The organism is Guptibacillus spartinae (genome assembly GCF_028610625.1).
Taxonomy (GTDB): Bacteria; Bacillota; Bacilli; order Bacillales; family Guptibacillaceae; genus Guptibacillus; species Guptibacillus spartinae.
In genome coordinates, this window is the sequence record NZ_JAQQWU010000001.1 from 683,362 (window position 1) to 704,062 (window position 20,701).

Here is a 20,701-nt window from a genome sequence, read left to right on the forward strand (position 1 = left end):
CGGGGGATTGTTCATTATGTTTTTGGAAAGGTAAAACCTTCTCCAAAAACATCTCGCACATCATGGACCACAACAAAAGCTTTATCATCCACTTGCTGAATCATTTTTTTGAGAAGAAAGAGCTCCTGTTTGTTAATCACAACATAAAGAATATCCTTTGATTCGTTGGAGTAATGACCGCGTGCGTTAATCACCGTTACGCCCCGGTCCATTTCAGCGCTTACTTTTTCTGCGATTGCAACTGTGCTCTTTGAGATGATTGTAACGGCTTTTCGTGTATCAAATCCATCAATTAAATAGTCCAATATTTTCGTGCTAATATAGATGGAAATCCCGGTATACATCGTATTCTCGATCCCAATAACAACAGAAGAACCGAGGACGACAAGAATATCAAATACAAACATCGATGTACTAACGCTCCATCCAAAGTGCTGGTTGAGCATTCTTGCTACAATCGTAGAACCACCAGTTGTACCGCCTGAGCGAAGAACAAGTCCAAGACCAATTCCAATAAAAACACCTGCAAAAACTGTACCAAGCATGATATCGAGCGGCTCACCCATTCCTTCAGTAAGCTGGATAAACAAGGAGCTAAAGAAAATGGCGAGCATTGTGTACCATGTTACTCGTTTATTCAGAACTTTATAACCAATCGCCAGAAGCACTGCATTCATTACAAAGTTTGTAATCCCAGGGGACCAATCAAGGATATAATAAAGCGTCATGGAAATACCTGTTACGCCGCCTTCACCTAGTTCGTTTGGAATCGCAAACCAGTTTACACCAAGTGCAAAGAAAAGCGAACCAATGATAATTAATGTAATTTCTTTTCCTGTGTTATTCAAATTATCACTCCGATCTGTTCCTGAATACCTAGGATAATATAACACAGTGGGTTATGTGCAACAAGATTGAAAAGCAATGTTGTTCGTAAAAACGTCATTAGGTTAAAATGAGAAAAAAGTAAGGCAAGGAGGGCTAGTGGCAGGCGAATATAAACGGTGGAACAAACGATATCAACCTATATGAACGAGATAGAAGGACGGGATTTTAGAAAGTCGCTAAAGGGGTTATTTCGAAAGGTTTTGTACACGTTTGATAAATCTTAAAGAGTAAGCAAAACAAAGACGAGCTACGTGAGCTCGTCTTTGTTTTGCTTATTCAGCCGGTCTTGGTCCAGCATCAAGGCCAGAGCTTTCCACAGTCATCGCAGGCTTTACTTCGCAGTTGCCGTTAACGCGAACCTGGCAAGAAAGACGAAGTTTTTCCTCTACGCCTTTTTTCTTAAACGCTTCTTCTTCAATTTCAGTAAGGTCACAAAATTCTCCATCTAACACTTCAACGCGGCAGGTTGTGCATTTAGCATTTCCTCCACACCGGTGCAGCACATGTACTCCGTTATCTTCAAGAGCCAGTGCTAACTTAGTTCCTTCTTTTACTTCAAATGTTCCGTGATCTGGTACGGTTACTTTAGCCAAAGAAATTCCTCCTTATAATTGGTTCCCCGTTCATTCTCTATCATATCGGAATTTTGTCACCGTTTGAAGTACTCATTTTATTGTAAAATTTCGTCGAATGATGTGTAAAGAATAGAAGGGAGGGTAAATAGAAAGTAGTAAAGACGAACCAGGAGGAAAAACATGGATAAAAAATATTTCACTTTAGAGGAAGCGAATGGTTTATTACCCGTGATTAAAAGAGAGCTTGCTGGATTAAAGCGTTTGAAAGCCCAATTTAGTGAACATTACGATCAGATTGAGCAACACAAGAAGACGCTCCTTTACCGCCACAAAACAAAAGTAGATGAAGATATTCTATTTAAGAAAGAAGCTCGAATGGAGTTTATGGAGTTAGAAGCCCAAACGTTTATCAATAATATTATGGCACTCGGTGTCGAAATTAAAAATGTCGATGAAGGTTTAATTGATTTTCCAGCAGTTATTAACGGAAAAAAAGTACTGCTTTGCTGGAAAGAAGGCGAGAATGAGGTTTCCTTTTATCACTCGGATCTAGGTGGATTTAGTCAGAGAGAGCCAATTGAAAATATTATGAAGGAAGAAGAAGAGCAGGGCTGAATTCATTCAGCCTTTTTTTGAATAGAATAATAAATTTCACTTACTGTACTAGTATAGAAAATAATTAATCGTCCAAATTAAGAATCTAAGGAGGTGTAACAATGAAAAATCCAAAGCAAAACCATAAACATGAAACAGAATTTGCAAGTGAATTAGCAGCTGATCAGAACAATAATAAAAAGCATAAGAAAAACAAGCAGCAGAAAAAGAACGCATAATAAAAAGAAGCTCTGAATGGAGCTTCTTTTTGTTTATCGGTAGATTAGTTCCCTTCTTTCTTTAAAACAGTTAAAATAGAAAGCAGACTAAAGAGAGAAAAGGATGAGTATCATGAGCTTGTTACAGGCTGAATCAATCACCAAGTCGTATGGGGAAAAAACATTATTTGATGAAATATCTTTTTCACTCGAAGAGAAGCAGAGAATTGGGTTAATCGGGGTTAACGGGACGGGTAAATCATCTTTACTTAAAATTCTTGCAGGGCTTGAGTCGATGGATAGCGGTAAGCTACATCACGCAAATCAGTTCCATGTTGAATATTTACCCCAAGATCCTGTTTTTATAGAAAAGAAAACGATTCTTGAAACGGTATTTGATAGTGACGTACCACTTTTTAATACGGTCAGGAAATATGAAGAGGCGCTCCAATCTGTTATGAATTATCCCGAAAAAAAATCAGTCCAAGATAAGCTCCTACAGGCACAAGAAGACATGGATCGTCTGCAAGCTTGGGACTTTAGTACCCAGGCTAAAACGATTTTAACAAAGCTAGGTCTTCGTGATTTTGAGGCGAAGGTTAATGAGTTATCGGGTGGTCAACAGAAACGAGTTGCACTAGCGAAAGCATTTATTAATCCTGCCGATTTGTTAATTCTCGATGAGCCTACAAATCATATTGATAATGCGACAGTGGAGTGGCTAGAGCAATATCTCGCAAGCTATTCAGGTACGCTTTTACTCGTTACCCACGACCGATATTTTCTTAATCGCGTAACAAATCGCATTTTTGAATTAGATAAAGGTAGATTATTTGAATATGAAGGGAACTATGCAACATTTCTAGAACAAAAAGCTTTGCGAGAAGAACGTGAAGCGAAAGAAGAGGATAAGCACAATAAGCTATTAAAAAGTGAACTTGAATGGCTAAAAAAAGGAGCTAAAGCAAGAACCACAAAACAAAAAGCCAGAAAACAAAGAATTGAGAACATGAAGGAAGTTCCTGAGCGTACGACTGAAGGCAACGTCGATATGGCGTTAGGCGCTAGTCGACTAGGTAAAAAGGTTATTGAAGCCACAGACCTTACTAAAGTCATTAATGGTCGAACGTTAACTGATCGTTTTAATTACCTAGTACTCCCTCAAGACCGCATTGGGATCATCGGGCCAAATGGTTCTGGAAAAACGACGTTACTTAATATGCTTGCTGGTCGAATTGCACCAGATTCTGGTCAAGTGGAGATTGGAGTAACCGTTAAACCAGGTTTTTACACGCAACAAAATGAAGGACTTGATGAATCACTAAGAGTGATTGAATATATTCGAGAAGGGGGAGAAGAAGTACGTCTCCGCAAAGGCGGTACTGTATCGGCTTCTCAAATGCTTGAGAGATTTTTATTTTCTCCGGATATGCAATGGACCTATATCTCTCGGTTATCTGGGGGAGAGAAGAGACGTTTATATTTGTTGCGGATTCTTATGGAAGAACCAAATGTCCTTTTCCTCGATGAACCAACAAACGATTTAGATGTTCAGACGCTGGCTGTGCTCGAAGACTATTTGGCTGATTTTCCAGGCGCTGTCATTACGGTTTCCCATGACCGATACTTTCTAGATAAAGTCGCTGAACAGCTCTTTGTTTTTGAGGGGGATGGAGAGATCACTCATTATTATGGATCCTACTCTGATTACCTTGATGTTATTAAAAGAGAAAAAGAACTTGAAGCGCTTGATAAAAAGCAATCGAGTCAACAAGAAGACATCGTGAATGAAAAGCCTAAACAAGTGAAATTATCGTACAAAGAAAAGAAAGAATGGGAAACCATTCAGGATACGATTGAGAAAATTGAGCATCGTATTGAAGAGATAAAGATTGAAATCGCAGAATCAGGAAGTGATTTTGCGAGGGTAGACGAGCTCTATAAGGAGGAGCAGGCTCTTACAATGGAGTTAGAAGAAAAGATTGAACGTTGGTCTGAGCTCTCAGAAAAAATCGAATCGTGAATTTCAAGGTCCTACCATCCACAATGGTAGGGCTTTTTTATTTCATCCTTATGACCGTAATCTACAAAAAAGGATGAAATAAAACTTCACAATTTCTTTAGAATATTTTGAGAAACGAAGTAAATAGTGGTATAATAATTCAGAAAGTTACGAATCTAGAGAGAAAGGAGAAAATTTGTGAAGTTTTATTTATCGGTAGATATGGAAGGCATAACAGGATTAGTAGATGACTCGTTTATAGATGCTGGTAAACGGCATTATGAACGCGGTCAGGAGATGATGACGAAAGAAGCGAATCATGTCATTGAAGCAGCATTTGGAAGCGGGTGTACTTCTGTGACGGTGAATGATAGTCATTCAAAAATGAACAACTTGCTTTTTGAGAAGCTTCATCCTGAAGCAAAACTCATTTCAGGTGATGTGAAACCTTTTTCAATGGTTCAAGCATTAGACAGTACATATGAAGGAATGGGAATGATAGGCTATCATGCACGTGCTGGGACCTCGGGGACGATGTCTCATTCCATGTTCCACAATGTTAGAAATTTCTACATAAACGACCAAGTTGTTGGAGAGTTAGGTATGAACGCTTATGTTGCAGGGTATTTTGGGGTACCTGTGTTATTAGTTGCTGGGGATGATCGAGCAGTGCTAGAAGCTGAGCAGCTTATCCCAAACGTGACAACGGCAGTTGTTAAAGAAACAATTTCTCGATCTTCTGCGCTTCTAATATCTCCACAAAAAACGGAAATGATTTTGCGTGAACAAACGGAGAAAGCATTCAAGAATAGACGGAATGTTGAACCTTTAGTCCCTCCAGGTGATGTAGTTCTTCGCATCGAGTTTACCAATTATGGTCAGGCGGAGTGGGCAAGTCTCATGCCAGGAGTTGAGATTGAAAAAGAAACAACTGTCAACTATCAAGCAAAAAACATGCTAGAAGCCTATCAGGCAATGCTTGTGATGACAGAATTAGCATCTAGAACAACATTTAGCTAGAAAGTAGGGATGCCTGTGGCGAAATATGTGATGAATCGTTTGTTCGCCATGGTGATTACATTGTGGATCATCGTAACCATTACGTTTTTTTTAATGCATGCGGTTCCAGGATCACCATTTAACCAGGAAAGAAACACGAGTGAAGCAGTCCAGCAAAACCTTGAAGCTCATTACCATTTAAATGAACCTGTCTTTATTCAGTACGCTATTTACATTAAATCTCTTGCAACGCTTGATTTTGGACCATCTATTAAACAATCATCTACATCGGTGAATGAAATGATAGGAAGAGGGTTCCCCGTTTCAGCTGAGCTTGGCATCACGTCGCTCATTATTGCCATCATTTCAGGTATCGTGCTTGGCATCATGGCAGCACTTCGACATAATGGGGCAATTGATTACATGGCTATGACATTTGCAGTAATCGGTATTTCGGTGCCAAACTTTATAATGGCAACACTTCTCATTCAGCAATTAGCGGTTACGTGGGAAATCTTCCCTGTGGCTACATGGGCGTCACCGATGCACATGATTTTACCTTCTATTGCACTTGCAACAGGTCCTATGGCAATCATTGCACGATTAACCAGGTCCAGTATGATTGAGGTTCTAAACCAAGATTATGTTATGACGGCTCGAGCGAAAGGTATGACGACCTTTCAAATTGTTATGAAACATGCGCTTAGAAATGCGCTGCTCCCAGTTATTACAATACTTGGGACGCTTGTAGCCGGTGTATTAACGGGTAGTTTTGTAATTGAAAAAATATTTGCGATTCCTGGAATGGGAAAGTATTTTATTAACGGCATTAACGATCGAGATTATCCTGTCATTATGGGAACAACTGTCTTTTATAGCGCCTTCCTTATTATGATGCTCTTTATTGTAGACATTGCTTACGGGATACTAGATCCGAGAATTAAGCTACATAAGAGGGGGGAATAGCTTTGATACCTGAAAGAAAAGAAACGAATCAGCATCTATCAGACAATCTCTTTCTTCCATTAGAAAATTCCTCTTATCATGCTGAGACAATTGCAAAACCTAGTATTTCTTATTGGAAAGACGCATGGATGAGGTTATCTAAAAACAAATTGTCGATGGCAGGACTCGTGATGTTGATACTCCTTGTATTAATGGCTATTTTTGGGCCATTACTAACACCTTATTCGTATGACCACCAGGTGTTAACAGAAGGAAATCTACCACCTTCTTCTGAACATTGGTTCGGTACGGATAATCTCGGACGGGATATGTTCACCCGTACATGGAATGGGGCACGGATTTCATTATTCGTTGGTTTCATGGCGGCTATTATTGATTTTATCATTGGTGTCGCTTACGGTGGTTTTTCTGGTTATAAAGGTGGAAGAACAGATAATTTTATGATGAGAATCATTGAAATCTTATATGGTCTTCCGTACTTACTAATGGTCATCTTACTGATGGTAGTTATGGGACCTGGACTGTTTACGATTATTATTGCCTTAACCGTAACAGGATGGGTTGGGATGGCAAGAATTGTACGTGGCCAGGTTCTTCAATTAAAGAATGCAGAACACGTGCTGGCTTCAAGAACGTTTGGAGCGAGTGCCGGGCGTGTTATCCGAAAGAACCTCCTTCCGAATACGATGGGACCCATTATCGTTCAAATGACCTTGACCGTTCCAACCGCCATTTTTGCAGAGGCGTTTTTAAGCTTTCTAGGACTTGGTGTACAAGCTCCTGTTGCGAGTTGGGGAGTGATGGCAAATGATGGGTTATCAGTGATTCTATCTGGTCACTGGTGGAGGTTATTCTTCCCGGCATTCTTTATTTCGTTAACGATGTTTGCTTTTAACGTTCTTGGCGATGGTTTGCAGGACGCGCTTGATCCAAAATTACGTAAGTAAAACCTCATTTTTATGAGATTTCACTGATAATGACATTTTAAGGGGGAAAATTATTTGAAGAAAATCGTAACAATGCTACTTTCCTTGTTGCTTCTTATTGGAATCGTTGGTTGTACGACAACGGAAAATAGCTCATCAAATTCAAATTCAGGAAGTGACGATGCGAAGCAAGAAGACGGTACGAAGGTACTTAAGTTAAACAATGGAAGTGAACCAACTTCCTTTGATCCACCAATTGGGTTTGATAGTGTATCATGGAATGCGTTAAATAATTTAATGGAAGGCTTAACACGTCTTGATGATGAGGATCAACCACAGCCCGCTGCTGCAAAAGAGTGGGAAAAATCGGAAGATGGAAAAACGTATACATTCCACTTACGTGAAGATGCAAAGTGGTCAAATGGTGAGGCGGTTACTGCTGAAGATTTTGAATATGCATGGAAGCGACTAGCCAATCCTGATACGGCATCTCCTGCAGCTTTTCTCTCTTACTTCATTGAAGGAGCAGAAGCGTTCAATACTGGAGAAGGGTCTGAAGAAGATGTGATGGTGAAGGCAGTCGATGAAACAACGTTTGAAGTAACGCTTGAAAGTCCAGTTGCTTTCTTTCCAAATTTGATTTCAAACCCGGCTTTCTTCCCTGTTCATAAGGCAACTGTCGAAGAAAATCCCGAATGGCACACGGAAGCAGATACCTATGTAAGTAATGGACCATTTAAACTAACGAAATGGGAACATGATTCAGAGTTTGAGTTCAGTAAGAATGAGAACTACTGGGATGCTGATAATGTAAAACTTGATCAAGTAAACTGGGCTATGGTTGATGATACGAATACAGAGTATCAGATGTACAAAACAGGAGAACTCCATACTTCTGATGTACCAGCTGACTTAAGTGAAGAGCTTTTCAGCGATGGAAAAGCTCAAGTAGAGGATCAGTCAGGAACCTATTTCTATCGTTTCAATCTTGAAATGGAACCTTTCCAGAATCAAAATATTCGAAAAGCTTTCGCTATGGCGGTTGATCAGCAGAAAATCGTTGAATTTGTAACGAAAAATGAAGAAAAACCAGCTTATGGTTTTGTCGCATATGGGTTTGAAGATGCGGCAGGCGGCGATTTTAGAGAAGTTGGTGGTGATCTCGTCACGACAGATGCAGATCAAGCAAAAGAGCTACTTGAAAAAGGTATGGAAGAAGAAGGATATGATCAACTTCCTGCAGTAACGCTAACGTATAATACGAGTGATGATCATAAAAAAATTGCAGAAACGCTTCAACAAATGTACAAAGAAGTTTTAGGAGTAGATGTTGAACTTGCTAACCAGGAGTGGAACGTTTTCTCTGATGAACAAAAACAACTAAACTTGCAGTTCTCAAGAAGTTCATTCTTAGCTGATTACGGTGATCCGATTAATTTCCTTGAAAGTTTCCAAACAGACCATTCAATGAACCGTACAGGATGGAGTAATGAGGAATATGATTCTTTAATCACTAAGGCAAAAGAAGAAACAGACGAAGCAAAACGATTCGAGTACATGCACGAGGCAGAAGCACTTTTGTTCGAAGAAATGCCAATCTTCCCAATTCATTTTTACAATCAGGTTTACCTTCAAAATGAAGATGTGACGGGCATTGTTCGTCACCCTGTAGGGTACATGGAATTGAAATGGGCGGATATTAAGTAATAAAAGGGAGCTCGGTTTACTATAAACCGGGCTCTTCTTTTAGAGTAATTAAGTAAAAGGACTATAGTTCTAGATTCATCATTGTTAGAATGAACCTAATGAGCGCTATTTGCTGCAACGATTTTGATCTAGTAAACCATGTTCTTATGAAAAGGAGAATCTGAATGAAGATCACGAACATTGAAACATTTTGTGTTTCTGTGCCATTGAAAAAACCATTTAAAACAGCTCTTCGAACGGTTACTGATGCCGAAGCGGTAATGGTGAAAATAACGGCAGAAGATTTGGTTGGCTTTGGAGAAGCGCCCCCAACGGTTGTGATTACTGGAGAGAGTCTAGCTAGTATCGATGCCGCAATTCAACAAGTGATTAAGCCTAAACTAATAGGAATGAACCTTGCAGACTATGAAGCGATTTTTTACCAGTTGCATCACGCGTTAGTAGGAAACACAAGTGCAAAAGCAGCCGTCGATATGGCGATTTATGACCTTGTTTCGAAAAAAGGTCACCTTCCTTTATATCAATTTTTAGGAGGGTATCGGAACACGATGGAAACGGACTATACTGTAAGCGTGAATGACCCTGATGAAATGTCAAATGATGCCGCGCAATACATAGAAGATGGGTTTACCGTTTTAAAAATAAAAGTTGGGAAAGATACGATCCAGAATGATATGAATCGCATTAGAGCTATTCGAAAACGCATTCAAGACAAGGCGTCGATTCGACTTGATGCAAATCAAGGATGGACATCTAAAGAAGCTATTTATGCCATTCGCCAGATGGAAGAGGAAGGTCTTAATATTGAACTGGTTGAGCAGCCCGTACATAGAAAAGACTTAGAGGGACTAAAGAAAGTCACCGATGCTGTCTTAACACCAATTATGGCAGATGAGAGCGTTTTTTCACCCCAGGATGCTCTTCAGGTGATTCAGATGCGTGCAAGTGATCTGATCAATATTAAGTTGATGAAATCAGGTGGGATTCATCAGGCGCTTAAAATTAATGCACTCGCTGAGACGGCCGGTATGGAGTGTATGGTGGGGAGTATGATTGAATCGCGTGTAGGCATCACAGCTGCCGCTCATTTTGCGGCAAGTCAACCAAATATTACTCGGTTTGATTTCGATGCTCCACTTATGCTAGGACACGACAATGTTTATGGCGGTGTCCACTATACAAAAAATGTTATGAAATTAACAGAAGAACATGGATTAGGAATTCACACGATTGAAAAGGGTGGGATGACAATTGGAAATAATTAAAAAAACAGTAGCTGTAGCTGTTGCAACGTTATGGACATCACCAGAGAAAGCGCGATCGATGGATAAGAATGCCCTCACTAACCCTGTGCATTTAATCGATTGGTTAGAACCGTTATCATATTCACAAAGGCTTGAACTGTGTGATCATAACCATATTCAATCCCAAGTTTTATATGGTGAACAGGTCATTGTACTCGATCAACGTGGAAATTGGTCATATGTTCTAGTGCCATCACAACCTTCCTCAAAAGATGAAAGAGGATATCCCGGATGGATACCCACGGCGCAACTATCAGATCGCTTACCTGATGATCATTCAAAAAGCGTTTCGACTAATAAACATGCCGTCAAATTAATTGAGTCGAATAAAAACAGCGAGATACTATTAAGTTATCAAACCATTCTCCCTGTTATTGATGAACGAAATCAGGAATATCTTGTTTGGACCCCTCATGGTGAAGGGCAGTTAAATAAGGATGATGTTATACTCACTCGAAAGAATGAGGAAGTGGGAACAGGGGATGAGCTTGTTCAAGAAGCTGAAAAGTTTATCGGGCTTCTCTATTTATGGGGAGGAATGTCCTCCTATGGTTATGATTGTTCAGGGTTTAGCTATAATATGGCTCGAGCCATTGGCTGTACCATTCCCCGTGATGCTCATGACCAGTTAAACGGAGGAAGCAAAGTGGAGGAAGGAAAATGGGAAAAGGGGGATTTGCTCTTTTTTGCTTATGAACATGGGAAAGGATCGGTTCACCATGTAGGCATTTACTATGGCGAAGGAAAAATGATTCATTCTCCAAGTACGGGTCGTTTTATTGAAATTACACCATTAAAAGGAACAATTTACGAGGAAGAATTATGTGGGGTCGTACGTTATTGGGGGAAACATTGATGCAGTTTGAACAGGTGAAAGAGAAAATCATAAAGTGTTTTCATGGGCTTGAAGGGAATCAATCGATCTATGTATCCTCACCTGATGGCGATATTGCGTTACATGCTGATCAGCCAGTATCGTCAGCAAGTATTATTAAAATCGCCATCTTGCTTGAAGCATTAAGACAAGTCGACAATAAACAGTTGGCAATCGAACAGGTTGTCCAAATAAATCACATGAATGATGTTGGAGGAGCAGGAGTGATACACCATCTTTCACCTGATCTTCAATGGAAGTTAGGGGATCTCCTCAAGTTGATGATTGTATCTTCTGATAATACTGCATCGAATCAGCTAATCGACTTAGTCGGTGAACACAACATTAATCATACTATGAAAGCGGCAGGAGCCTTTCATTCAAAGCTTATGAGAAAGATGATGGACCGTAACGCTCTTAAAGCAGGGAAGGACAACATGGTAAGTGGGAAAGACACTTATTTACTATTACGTGAATTTGTCACCGAGCACTTACTCTCAAAATCCTCCATGGAATGGGGGGTAGAAGTTCTACTACAGCAGCAGTTTAAAGATAAGTTTCCAAGCAAAATTTCATCTATAAAGGAAAATCGACTTGCTCATAAAACCGGTGAACTAAATGGCGTGGAACATGATGCTGGCATTCTGTTTACTACTGATGGGCCTGTGATTTATGCGTTTTTAACAGCAGGCTTATTGGAGAATCGGTATGGTCGAGAAGCCATTGCAAATGCAGGCAGGTTGCTATATGACTTTTACCACTAATAGATATTGTAAGACGCTGTCCAAATGCGGACAGCGTCTTTCGTTTAGGGCCCGATTGTGACGGATGTGCCAATTGGAATTGTATTCGCGAGTTCTTCTACATCTTGATTATACATTCGGATACATCCCCTTGAGACGTATTTCCCTATGGAGGATGGATCATTTGTCCCATGAATGCCGTAATGAATCTTCGAAATACTCATCCACAACGTTCCGAATGGCCCACCAGGATTTGGTGCTTTATTAATAATAATAAACTTTCCAGTAGGGGTATCGTGAAGCATGCGGCCAACGCCAACAGGGTATACCTTTACAGTAGATCCATTTTTTTGAAGCGTAAGGGTTCGATTCGTTAGGGATATATAAATCGAAAAGGGAATTGTGTCTGGATTAGGGTAACCCGGAATTTCAATTAACTGTCCAGGATATATAAGGTTTGGGTTAGCTATTGAATTTACCATAATGATTTGCGAAACAGAAACACGGTAATCACCACTAATTGAAGATAACGTTTCACCTGATTTTACAATGTGTTGCACAATAAAACCTCCTTTCACAATAGGATGACGAAGGGAATGAAATCCATGAATGTTATTATCGTTTCAGATACGCACATGCCACGGATGGCGAAGCAACTTCCCGAAGTTTTAAGAAAGGAACTTCTCGGAGCCGATCTCATCATTCATTTAGGGGACTGGCAAACAAAAGATGTATATGAAGAACTAAAGTCCTATGCCCCTGTAACAGGAGTTTATGGGAATGTTGACGAACCTTTTTTTATTGAACATTTTAACGAAAAACTTGTCCTTGAACTGGAATCTCATCTCATAGGCGTTACGCATGGACATGGTAAAGGAAAAACGACAGAGCAAAGAGCCATATCTCAGTTTAAAAACGAAAATGTAGAATTAATTCTTTTTGGGCATTCACACATCCCTCTTCATAAAGAGTATGAAGGAAGAGTACTCTTTAATCCTGGATCCCCAACCGATAAGCGAAAACAGTCACATTACTCTTTTGGTAAGTTAAACGTAAAAGCAAATCAGCCTCTTCAAATTGATCATGTTTTCTTTATGGAAAAATAGGGCAATACGTTAAAAACATGCTTTTGTGCATAAATTGTTGAACAAAATCCGCCTAATATGTATAATGTTTGTATAACATATGTGCGAAGTTTCATATGCGGATGGAAGGGGAACGAATCATGTCTATAAAAAAAAGAGTTATTGTAATCGGTGCAGGTCCAGGAGGGCTGACGGCGGGGATGCTACTTTCTAGTAAAGGTCACTCGGTTACAGTTTATGAGAAACAATCCTATATCGGTGGTAGAACCTCGGGATTTGAGCGAGACGGCTATTGCTTTGATAGAGGGCCAACCTTCCTTAACATGCCGCATATTCTTGAAGAAATGTTTGAAGAATCTGGACGGAATGTACATGATTATCTTGATTTGATTGAGGTTGATCCCATGTATGAATTGAAATTCGATGACGTTTCTTTTTATCCAACTCGCGATCAAGATGAGATGGTTCGAAGAATTGAGCAAACTTTTCCTGGGGATGGGGAAGGGTATAGACGCTTTATGAAAGAAGAGAAAGAGAAGTTTGAAGCACTGATGCCAATTCTTCAAAATAAACATGATTCTCTTCTTGATTATGGAAGATGGAGATTCGTAAAAGCCCTTCCGAAGTTAACGGTAACGGATAGTGTTTATAAACGTCTGTCACACTATTTTAAAGATGAACGATTACGATTATCTTTTACATTTCAAGCAAAATACCTTGGCATGTCACCCTGGGAGTGTCCTGGTGCATTTACTATTTTATCTTATATGGAACATGCTTACGGAATTTTTCATCCAATCGGAGGATTAAACCAAATCCCACAAGCAATGGCTAAGGTGATAAAAGAAGAAGGCGGAGAAGTTCATACTAATAAAGGTGTAAAGCAGCTATTGCTGGATGGGAAAACAGTGAAAGGCGTGGAACTAGAAGATGGGTCTTTAGAATATGCTGATGAAGTTATCATTAATGCAGACTTTGCACACGCTGTGAAGCATCTTATTCCAACAGGATCTGTGAAAAAGTATACCCCTGAAAAGATGGAACAGAAAAAGTACTCCTGTTCTGCATTTATGCTTTATCTAGGTGTGGATAAGAAATATGACTTACCACATCATTCCATTATTTTCTCTTCTGACTATAAAAAGAATGTAGAAGAGCTTACGAAGCAAAAGATCCTTTCAGAAGACCCTTCTATTTATGTACAGAATGCTTCTGTCACAGATGACACGCTAGCACCAGAAGGGAAATCTTCTATTTATATCCTTGCTCCAGTTCCAAATAACTTTAGTTTAGTAGATTGGGAAGAGCGAAAAGGTGATTTTAGAAGGTTAGTTCTTGATCAGCTGGAACAACGAACAGGATTCAAAGATATTGAGCAACACATTGAAGTAGAAGAAATGTACACACCAACAGACTGGGAAATGGATTTAAACGTGTATAAAGGCGCAACGTTTAACCTTGCTCATAATCTTCCACAAATGATGTATTTCAGGCCTCCAAATCAATTTAAAGAGCTAAATAACTGTTGGCTTGTTGGCGGAGGAACTCATCCTGGAAGTGGGCTTCCTACTATAATGGAGTCAGCACGAATTACGAGCAAAATGCTTCATGAGCAGGCGTCGTTGGAGAGTGTGAAATGACGATCGGTATTGTAGGGGGAGGGATTGGCGGGATGCTTTCTGCGCTACTCCTTTCACAAAAGGGATATAAAGTAGACATACATGAAAAAGCATCATCATTAGGTGGAAGACTTGCATTTATTGAAAAAGATGGATTCAAGATTGATAAAGGACCGACAATTGTGCTTCTTCCAGAAATGATATATGAGTTTTTGGATAAAGCAGGTATTCCGAGGGAAGAAGTCGAGATGGTAAGGTGTGACCCACTGTATCGCATGATTTACCCTAATGGAGAAACGTTTACAAAAACAAGCGATATTGATAAGCAGTTAAAAGAAATTACCCGCATGTTTCCTGGTGAGGAACAGCATTTTCTCTCTTACATCGAGGATATGCGTGAACGATTTATTAAAGGGAAAGCCGCATTCCTTGAACGTTCCTTTGTTAAACGGAAAGATTTCTTTACACCTAGTAATATTAAGCTTCTACTAGAATTAAAAGCTTATCAATCTGTTCAATCACAAGTTTCAGATTATTTCACAGATGAGCGATTGCAGGATGCCTTTTCCTTGCAAACCCTTTATATTGGTGGTAATCCATCTGCTTCACCTGCTCTCTACTCACTTGTTCCATTTAGCGAGTATGAACATGGTATTTGGTATATTAAAGGCGGATATGCGAGTCTTATTACTGTATTAGAAAAGCATCTTCATCTACAAAATATTTCAGTTCACCTAGAATCTAATGTAGAGGAACTTCTAATCGATGGTCACGTATGTAAAGGAATTCGTACTTCGAGTGGCGAACATTATTATGATAAAGTAGTGTATAATGGAGATTTCCCTATGATTAAGCATCTTTTAAAAGATGTGAAAGCACCTAGTAAGAAATACAAAGCTTCTTCTGGTTGTCTGCTCCTTTACATGGGGCTAGACCGAGTTTACGAGAATGCAGATGTTCATCAATTTTTCATGACGGATAACTTTTCTTCTCATATGAAGGACGTCTTTCAAAGCGGAAAACTGACTGACCAGCCAGCTATTTATACATTCCATCCTTCTCGAATTGATGAGACGTTAGCCCCTCCTGGTAAAGGTGTATTGTATGTTCTCATTCCCGTCCCTTCAGGGGAATCGATTCAGTGGGATGAAAAGGAGCAAGTAGCCTCTAGAATGATTGAACTTCTTGAATCACGAGGGTTTCCCGGTTTACGTGAAGCAATCGAATGGATGGAGATTCGAACACCTGCTGATGCAGAGGTGGAAGGGTTGTATAAAGGTGGAAGTTTTGGAATCGCACCGACGCTCACACAATCCGGTGCTTTTAGACCACAGGTAAAACCTTTTAAATATGACAATCTTTATGCAGTTGGCGCTTCAATCCATCCTGGTGGTGGAATTCCGATTGTGATGCAGGGAGCGGATCTTCTTGTAAAAGAAATTGAAAGGGTGTGAACGAAAGATGATCGAACAAGCCTATGCACACTGTGAAGCCATTATTAAACATCATTCCAAAACATTTTATAAAGCTTTTTCCTTATTGCCCCGCGCTAAGAGAAATGCCGTTTGGGCTGTGTATGGCTTTTGCAGACAGGTAGATGACATCATAGATGAAGGCACAGATCCTGAAGCAGAATTAACCGTCTTTCGTTCTGAATTTGCCTCTTTTTTGAATGGACAAATCCCGCAAACAGATCCGATGTGGCTTGCACTTGAAGATGTATTTCATAACTATCCCATGGAAGCGAAAGCTTTCCATGATATGATTGCAGGTCAGGAAATGGACCTATACAAAACCAGGTATTATACACTTGATGAACTTGAACATTATTCTTACCATGTAGCTAGCACGGTAGGTCTTATGCTTCTTCCTATTTTAGCGCCTCAAAAGGTAGATCAGCTACGAGAGAGCGCGATTTCATTAGGTCTTGGAATGCAAATCACAAATATATTACGAGATATTTCAGAAGATCTTGATCGCGATCGAATCTATTTACCAATTGAGGAAATGACGAAATTAGGTTACCACGTTGATGATTTAATGAGTCGAACAAAGAATAAGGCTTTTGTGGATGTATGGGAATCGTTAGCCTCTCGAGCTGAATGGCATTATGAACATGCCTTTTCAGCTATGCATCATTATCCTCTAGATTCACGACTTCCTGTAAAAAGCTCTGCCGTTTTTTATAAAGCAATCTTACAATCGATTCGGAAAAGAGATCACGACGTGTTTCGACAGCGAGCATATGTTTCAGACAAAGAAAAAGAAGCCCTCTTATCAGGAATCGCAGGAAACTAGCAAAACGCTCACCTTTACGTAAAGGTGAGTTTTTTGTTTGATTAAGACGAATAAAAAAGAGTTGTAAGATTTGTGAAAATTTGAAATGATTAGGTGAGCGAAGATTCTAATCGAGAGAAGGAATCAGCTCTTTAAATTATTGAAGTTCAGGTGAACCATATGATAAAAAAAAACGAAGGGAATTTCTCGTATTATTTTGTTGAACCTCCATCCACTAGGTCTTCAATCATGTCTATTATCCTTTACCATGGCTGGGGAGGAAGTGCATTGAACTATCGGGAGTATGCTACATCATTAGCCAGGCAGGGATTTACAGTCATGATTCCTGAACTCATTCATCATGACGAAAGAAGTCTTCTTCCTAATGCCTATCATCCGAAAGTGATGCAAACGTATTTTTGGAAGGTAATTTGCCAGAGTATAGATGAATGTATTGCTTGGTTAAACCATTCTAACATTACGAAGGAGAACACGGTGATTGCAGGTGTGTCAATGGGTGGGTTTATTGCAAGTGGCGTTTTTGCAAAAGCCAATCTAAAAGGCTTAGCAAATATTAGCGGATCAGGCTCCTTCATTACTTCAGAGCGTATCTTCCGTTTAGCAACGAATCAAACCCCTCTTCCGATTGAAGAAGAAGCTATGTTAAAAAAATATGATCCACTCAGTCATGCTCATGGAAATGGTGAGGTTCTGCTGCTACATGGTGAAAAGGATCACGTGATATCTATTAAGGGGCAAGAAGCGTATTTGGCTTATTTAACGAACTCGAATAAAAAGGTGAAGATGAAACGGTACAAAAATGTCGCTCATGAATTTACTTCCACAATGGAAAGTGATTTTTTAAGTTGGCTAGAAATTCAAGCGTCAGTGCAAACATAAAGTACCGGAAAGGAGAGAGTGCTAGTGATACATATCAAAAAGAAGAAAGTGATCTTAAGAGAAGCGACATGGGAAGATTTAAACACGTTATATTATTGGAAGTATGAAGAGATGAATCAGGAAGCAAAGAAATGGAATGGCCCCTACATTAAAGAAAAAAAACTTTCAAGAGTAGAATACCGAAATGAATGGCAAAACGATTCCGATATTTGTCCAGGCATTCCAAGTACACTTGTCATCGAAGCTGAGGGCGAAGTAATTGGAACCGTCGGGTCTTACTGGGTCGATAAGTACACCAACTGGCTTGAAACAGGAATTGTGATCTACAACCCACTTTTTTGGAATGGAGGATACGGTTACGAAGCGTATAAAGAATGGATCGACTTCCTCTTTCGTTCCACGGATCTTCACCGGATTGGGATGTCTACCTGGTCAGGAAATATCCGAATGATGAAAGTAGCAAGCAAAGTTGGGATGAAAGAAGAAGCACGAATTCGTGATGCTCGCATGGTGGAAGGTCTTTATTATGATGCGATTAAGATGGGGATTTTACGCAAGGAATGGGAGATCACGCTCGATTAAGGATTGAGAATAGAATTTGGAGGAAATGATGAAGAAATTAACTTATACACGTCTATTAAATGAAACGATAGCGATATACGAAAAGAATGGTAGTTTGGAAGCTTATCAATTTATGAAAGAACATGCGGAAAGAGTGAACGGAAATAAAGCTCAACTCTATAACTTCCAATATGCGCTGGCAGCTGCTTCAGATCTAAAAGAAGAAGCTTTGTATCTAATGAAGGAGGCCATACTTGATCACGGCTACTGGTACGAGTATGAATATTTACAACAGGATGAAGATTTAAATTCCCTTCGCTCGATTGAAGCGTTTCAAGAACTCGTTGAAATTTGTAAAACTAGAGAAGAAGCTGCAAAGAGAGAAGCAGTGCCTGAGTTAACCTTATTAAATGAAGGTATGTCTCGGGACAAGCCTATATTAATGGCGTTACATGGTGATCAAGAAAATGCTGAGATCACATCATCGGCATGGAATCGCCCCGCAACACAAAATTATACGCTTGCTTTTCCACAATCCTCTCAAATTCAGTTCTCTGATGCTTATGAATGGGAAGATGTTGAGAAAGGTGTGCAAGAAATTGAAAACCATGTTAAAAGCCTTTCTGAATCCAATACTTTTTTGATTGGAGGATTTTCTGCAGGGTGCCGCGTTGCGTTGAAAGCAATTATCGATGGAAGTATTTTACCAAATGGATTTATATTCGTCGCACCATGGCTTCCTGAAATTGATGAATGGAAAGAGGCAATCGCTTCGCTAAAAAATCGGGATATAAGCGGGTATATTATTTGTGGGGAACAAGATGATGATTGTCTAGAAGGTTCAAAAGCGTTATCAGATGTATTGGAAGAAAATAATATCCGACATGAATTGAAAATGATTAACGGTCTGGACCATGAATATCCAGAAGCTTTCAATGAATCGTTACAGCGCGCCTTACAGTTTATTTCAAAAAACAAGTAAGAAGGTAACTCGTAGGATCACTAGAGGGGGAAGGATAAGTGAAATTAACGAGGGAAACACAATATGTACGAAGCATTTGTTTACATAAACAGGAAGACAATGAATTTCCTTTCTCATTACCTGCAGTTCAATCGCTTCAAAAGAAGCTTATCTTTCACCCAAATGTGACATACATTGTGGGGGAAAATGGAATGGGCAAATCAACCTTACTTGAAGGAATTGCTGTTGCGCTAGGCATGAACCCAGAGGGCGGAACGAAAAATTTTAACTTTTCAAGTTATGCTTCGCATTCGAATTTGCATCAGTTTATAAAAGTAACAAGGGGCGCACAGAACCCCGACGATTCATTCTTTTTTCGTGCAGAAACGTATTACAACCTGGCGACAACAATTGAACAACTTGATCGAGAAGGATTTGGCCCTAGGATCATCGATTCGTATGGAGGTAAATCACTTCATGAGCAGTCCCATGGAGAATCATTCTTCGCGACATTTATGTATCGGTTTGGAGGAGAAGGGTTATACATTCTCGATGAGCCTGAAGCAGCTCTTTCACCAATCAGGCAGCTTTCCATGTTAACAAGGATACATGAGCTTGTTCAAGAAGGGTCGCAGTTCATTATCTCAACTCATTCTCCAATAATAATGAGCTACCCTGAGTCAAAAATTCTTCAGTTAAGCGATAAGGGGACGCAGCATCTAAATCTAGAAGAAACGGACCATTACGTAACAATGAAGCAATTTTTTGATGATAAGGATCGTCTTATGCATCATTTACTTAAGAATGAAAAGTAAGAAAAGAATTTAAAAGTCAGATGATAACCGGGAATTTTAATAACAAGGATAAGGGTGGGAATGGAATGTTTCGTATGCAAGTGAATGAAGAAGTATCATTGAAGTTACTTGAAATGGAAGATGCGAAAGAAATCTTTGCATTAGTAGACGAATCTAGAGAATATTTACGGGAGTGGCTTCCCTGGGTTGACCATATGAAGAACGAGAAAGACTATGAACCTGTGATCGAGATGTGGTTAAAACAATTTTCTTCGCATGATGGTTATCAAGCGGGAATTTTATACAATGGGAAGCTAGCAGGGATGGTCGGATTTCATGGCATTGATTGGTCAAATAAAAAAGCAAGCATCGGTTATTGGTTGGCAAAAAACTTTCAAGGGAACGGTATTATGACAACTGCTGTTAAGGGACTTATTGACCAGGCATTTCAAGAGTATGAATTGAACAGGGTTGAGATCCAGTGTGGGGTTGAAAATAAGAAAAGTCGAGCTATTCCCGAACGAATTGGTTTTAAACAAGATGGCATTATTCGAGATGCGGAATATTTGTACGACCATTTTCATGACACCATTTTGTACAGTCTCTTAGCGCGAGAGTGGAAGTAAGGGTTGAAGTAGAATTGTTTTTGAAAGTAAGGGATTCCGTTAATTATGGGATTCCTTTTTTATATTAAATGAACGATAATTA

At 39.6% G+C, this 20,701-nt stretch carries 21 protein-coding genes; 18 read left to right on the forward strand and 3 right to left on the reverse strand.

Translation table 11 applies throughout. From position 1 onward, the window contains the following. Window positions 1–14 precede the first annotated feature (14 nt). Window positions 15–848: a YitT family protein gene (locus tag PQ511_RS03655; protein ID WP_226658148.1), complete on the reverse strand. Its 834-nt coding sequence runs from the start codon at window positions 846–848 to the stop codon at window positions 15–17. A gap of 312 nt (window positions 849–1,160) precedes the next feature. Next, complete coding sequence (locus tag PQ511_RS03660; protein ID WP_273850558.1) at window positions 1,161–1,481, reverse strand: 2Fe-2S iron-sulfur cluster-binding protein; 321 nt, start codon at window positions 1,479–1,481, stop codon at window positions 1,161–1,163. Between the two features lie 162 nt (window positions 1,482–1,643). On the opposite strand from PQ511_RS03660, the gene PQ511_RS03665 reads away from it, so the two are divergent. The 9 genes from PQ511_RS03665 to PQ511_RS03705 all read left to right on the forward strand — a co-directional run bounded on the left by PQ511_RS03665 (window position 1,644) and on the right by PQ511_RS03705 (window position 11,817). Next, on the forward strand, window positions 1,644–2,078 hold the full coding sequence (locus PQ511_RS03665) for a DUF2203 domain-containing protein (protein ID WP_273850559.1): 435 nt from the start codon (window positions 1,644–1,646) through the stop codon (window positions 2,076–2,078). A 330-nt stretch (window positions 2,079–2,408) separates the two neighbouring features. Then, a complete protein-coding gene (locus PQ511_RS03670; protein WP_273850560.1) occupies window positions 2,409–4,298 on the forward strand; it encodes an ABC-F family ATP-binding cassette domain-containing protein in 1,890 nt (629 codons plus the stop codon). A 177-nt stretch (window positions 4,299–4,475) separates the two neighbouring features. Further along, the gene (locus PQ511_RS03675; RefSeq protein WP_273850561.1) at window positions 4,476–5,297 is read left to right on the forward strand and encodes a M55 family metallopeptidase; all 822 of its coding nucleotides are present in this window, start codon (window positions 4,476–4,478) and stop codon (window positions 5,295–5,297) included. A 15-nt stretch (window positions 5,298–5,312) separates the two neighbouring features. Continuing rightward, complete coding sequence (locus PQ511_RS03680) at window positions 5,313–6,242, forward strand: ABC transporter permease (RefSeq protein WP_273850562.1); 930 nt, start codon at window positions 5,313–5,315, stop codon at window positions 6,240–6,242. Window positions 6,243–6,244: 2 nt separating this feature from the next. Then, window positions 6,245–7,189: an ABC transporter permease gene (locus tag PQ511_RS03685; protein ID WP_420541650.1), complete on the forward strand. Its 945-nt coding sequence runs from the start codon at window positions 6,245–6,247 to the stop codon at window positions 7,187–7,189. A gap of 54 nt (window positions 7,190–7,243) precedes the next feature. Then, a complete protein-coding gene (locus PQ511_RS03690) occupies window positions 7,244–8,875 on the forward strand; it encodes a peptide ABC transporter substrate-binding protein (RefSeq protein ID WP_273850563.1) in 1,632 nt (543 codons plus the stop codon). 164 nt (window positions 8,876–9,039) lie between these two features. Then, a complete protein-coding gene (locus PQ511_RS03695; RefSeq protein ID WP_273850564.1) occupies window positions 9,040–10,140 on the forward strand; it encodes a dipeptide epimerase in 1,101 nt (366 codons plus the stop codon). Further along, a complete protein-coding gene (locus PQ511_RS03700; RefSeq protein ID WP_273850565.1) occupies window positions 10,127–11,035 on the forward strand; it encodes a C40 family peptidase in 909 nt (302 codons plus the stop codon). The genes PQ511_RS03695 and PQ511_RS03700 overlap by 14 nt, the downstream gene beginning before the upstream one ends. Further along, window positions 11,035–11,817, forward strand: coding sequence for a serine hydrolase (locus PQ511_RS03705; protein ID WP_273850566.1), 783 nt, complete (start codon window positions 11,035–11,037; stop codon window positions 11,815–11,817). Before PQ511_RS03700 ends, PQ511_RS03705 begins: the two co-directional genes overlap by 1 nt. Before the next feature lie 44 nt (window positions 11,818–11,861). Here PQ511_RS03705 and PQ511_RS03710 read toward each other — a convergent pair whose 3' ends face one another. Further along, window positions 11,862–12,359, reverse strand: a complete 498-nt coding sequence (locus PQ511_RS03710; protein WP_273850622.1) for a L,D-transpeptidase family protein — start codon at window positions 12,357–12,359, stop codon at window positions 11,862–11,864. A 33-nt stretch (window positions 12,360–12,392) separates the two neighbouring features. On the opposite strand from PQ511_RS03710, the gene PQ511_RS03715 reads away from it, so the two are divergent. From PQ511_RS03715 to PQ511_RS03755, 9 genes are all read left to right on the forward strand, one after another. Continuing rightward, entirely contained in the window at window positions 12,393–12,902 is a 510-nt protein-coding gene (locus PQ511_RS03715; RefSeq protein WP_337957735.1) for a metallophosphoesterase family protein, read from the forward strand. Between the two features lie 119 nt (window positions 12,903–13,021). After that, complete coding sequence (locus PQ511_RS03720; RefSeq protein WP_273850567.1) at window positions 13,022–14,521, forward strand: phytoene desaturase family protein; 1,500 nt, start codon at window positions 13,022–13,024, stop codon at window positions 14,519–14,521. Further along, a complete protein-coding gene (locus tag PQ511_RS03725) occupies window positions 14,518–15,954 on the forward strand; it encodes a phytoene desaturase family protein (RefSeq protein ID WP_273850568.1) in 1,437 nt (478 codons plus the stop codon). The genes PQ511_RS03720 and PQ511_RS03725 overlap by 4 nt, the downstream gene beginning before the upstream one ends. Window positions 15,955–15,961: 7 nt before the next feature. Next, a complete protein-coding gene (locus PQ511_RS03730; RefSeq protein WP_273850569.1) occupies window positions 15,962–16,798 on the forward strand; it encodes a phytoene/squalene synthase family protein in 837 nt (278 codons plus the stop codon). A gap of 159 nt (window positions 16,799–16,957) precedes the next feature. Then, window positions 16,958–17,677, forward strand: coding sequence for an alpha/beta hydrolase family protein (locus PQ511_RS03735; protein ID WP_273850570.1), 720 nt, complete (start codon window positions 16,958–16,960; stop codon window positions 17,675–17,677). A gap of 24 nt (window positions 17,678–17,701) precedes the next feature. Beyond that, a complete protein-coding gene (locus tag PQ511_RS03740; RefSeq protein ID WP_273850571.1) occupies window positions 17,702–18,259 on the forward strand; it encodes a GNAT family N-acetyltransferase in 558 nt (185 codons plus the stop codon). A gap of 28 nt (window positions 18,260–18,287) precedes the next feature. Next, complete coding sequence (locus PQ511_RS03745; RefSeq protein ID WP_273850573.1) at window positions 18,288–19,220, forward strand: alpha/beta hydrolase; 933 nt, start codon at window positions 18,288–18,290, stop codon at window positions 19,218–19,220. Window positions 19,221–19,258: 38 nt separating this feature from the next. Then, entirely contained in the window at window positions 19,259–20,014 is a 756-nt protein-coding gene (locus tag PQ511_RS03750; protein WP_273850574.1) for an AAA family ATPase, read from the forward strand. A 65-nt stretch (window positions 20,015–20,079) separates the two neighbouring features. Further along, window positions 20,080–20,619 (forward strand): GNAT family N-acetyltransferase, encoded by a 540-nt coding sequence (locus tag PQ511_RS03755; RefSeq protein WP_273850576.1) that lies wholly within the window; start codon window positions 20,080–20,082, stop codon window positions 20,617–20,619. Window positions 20,620–20,701 lie beyond the last annotated feature (82 nt).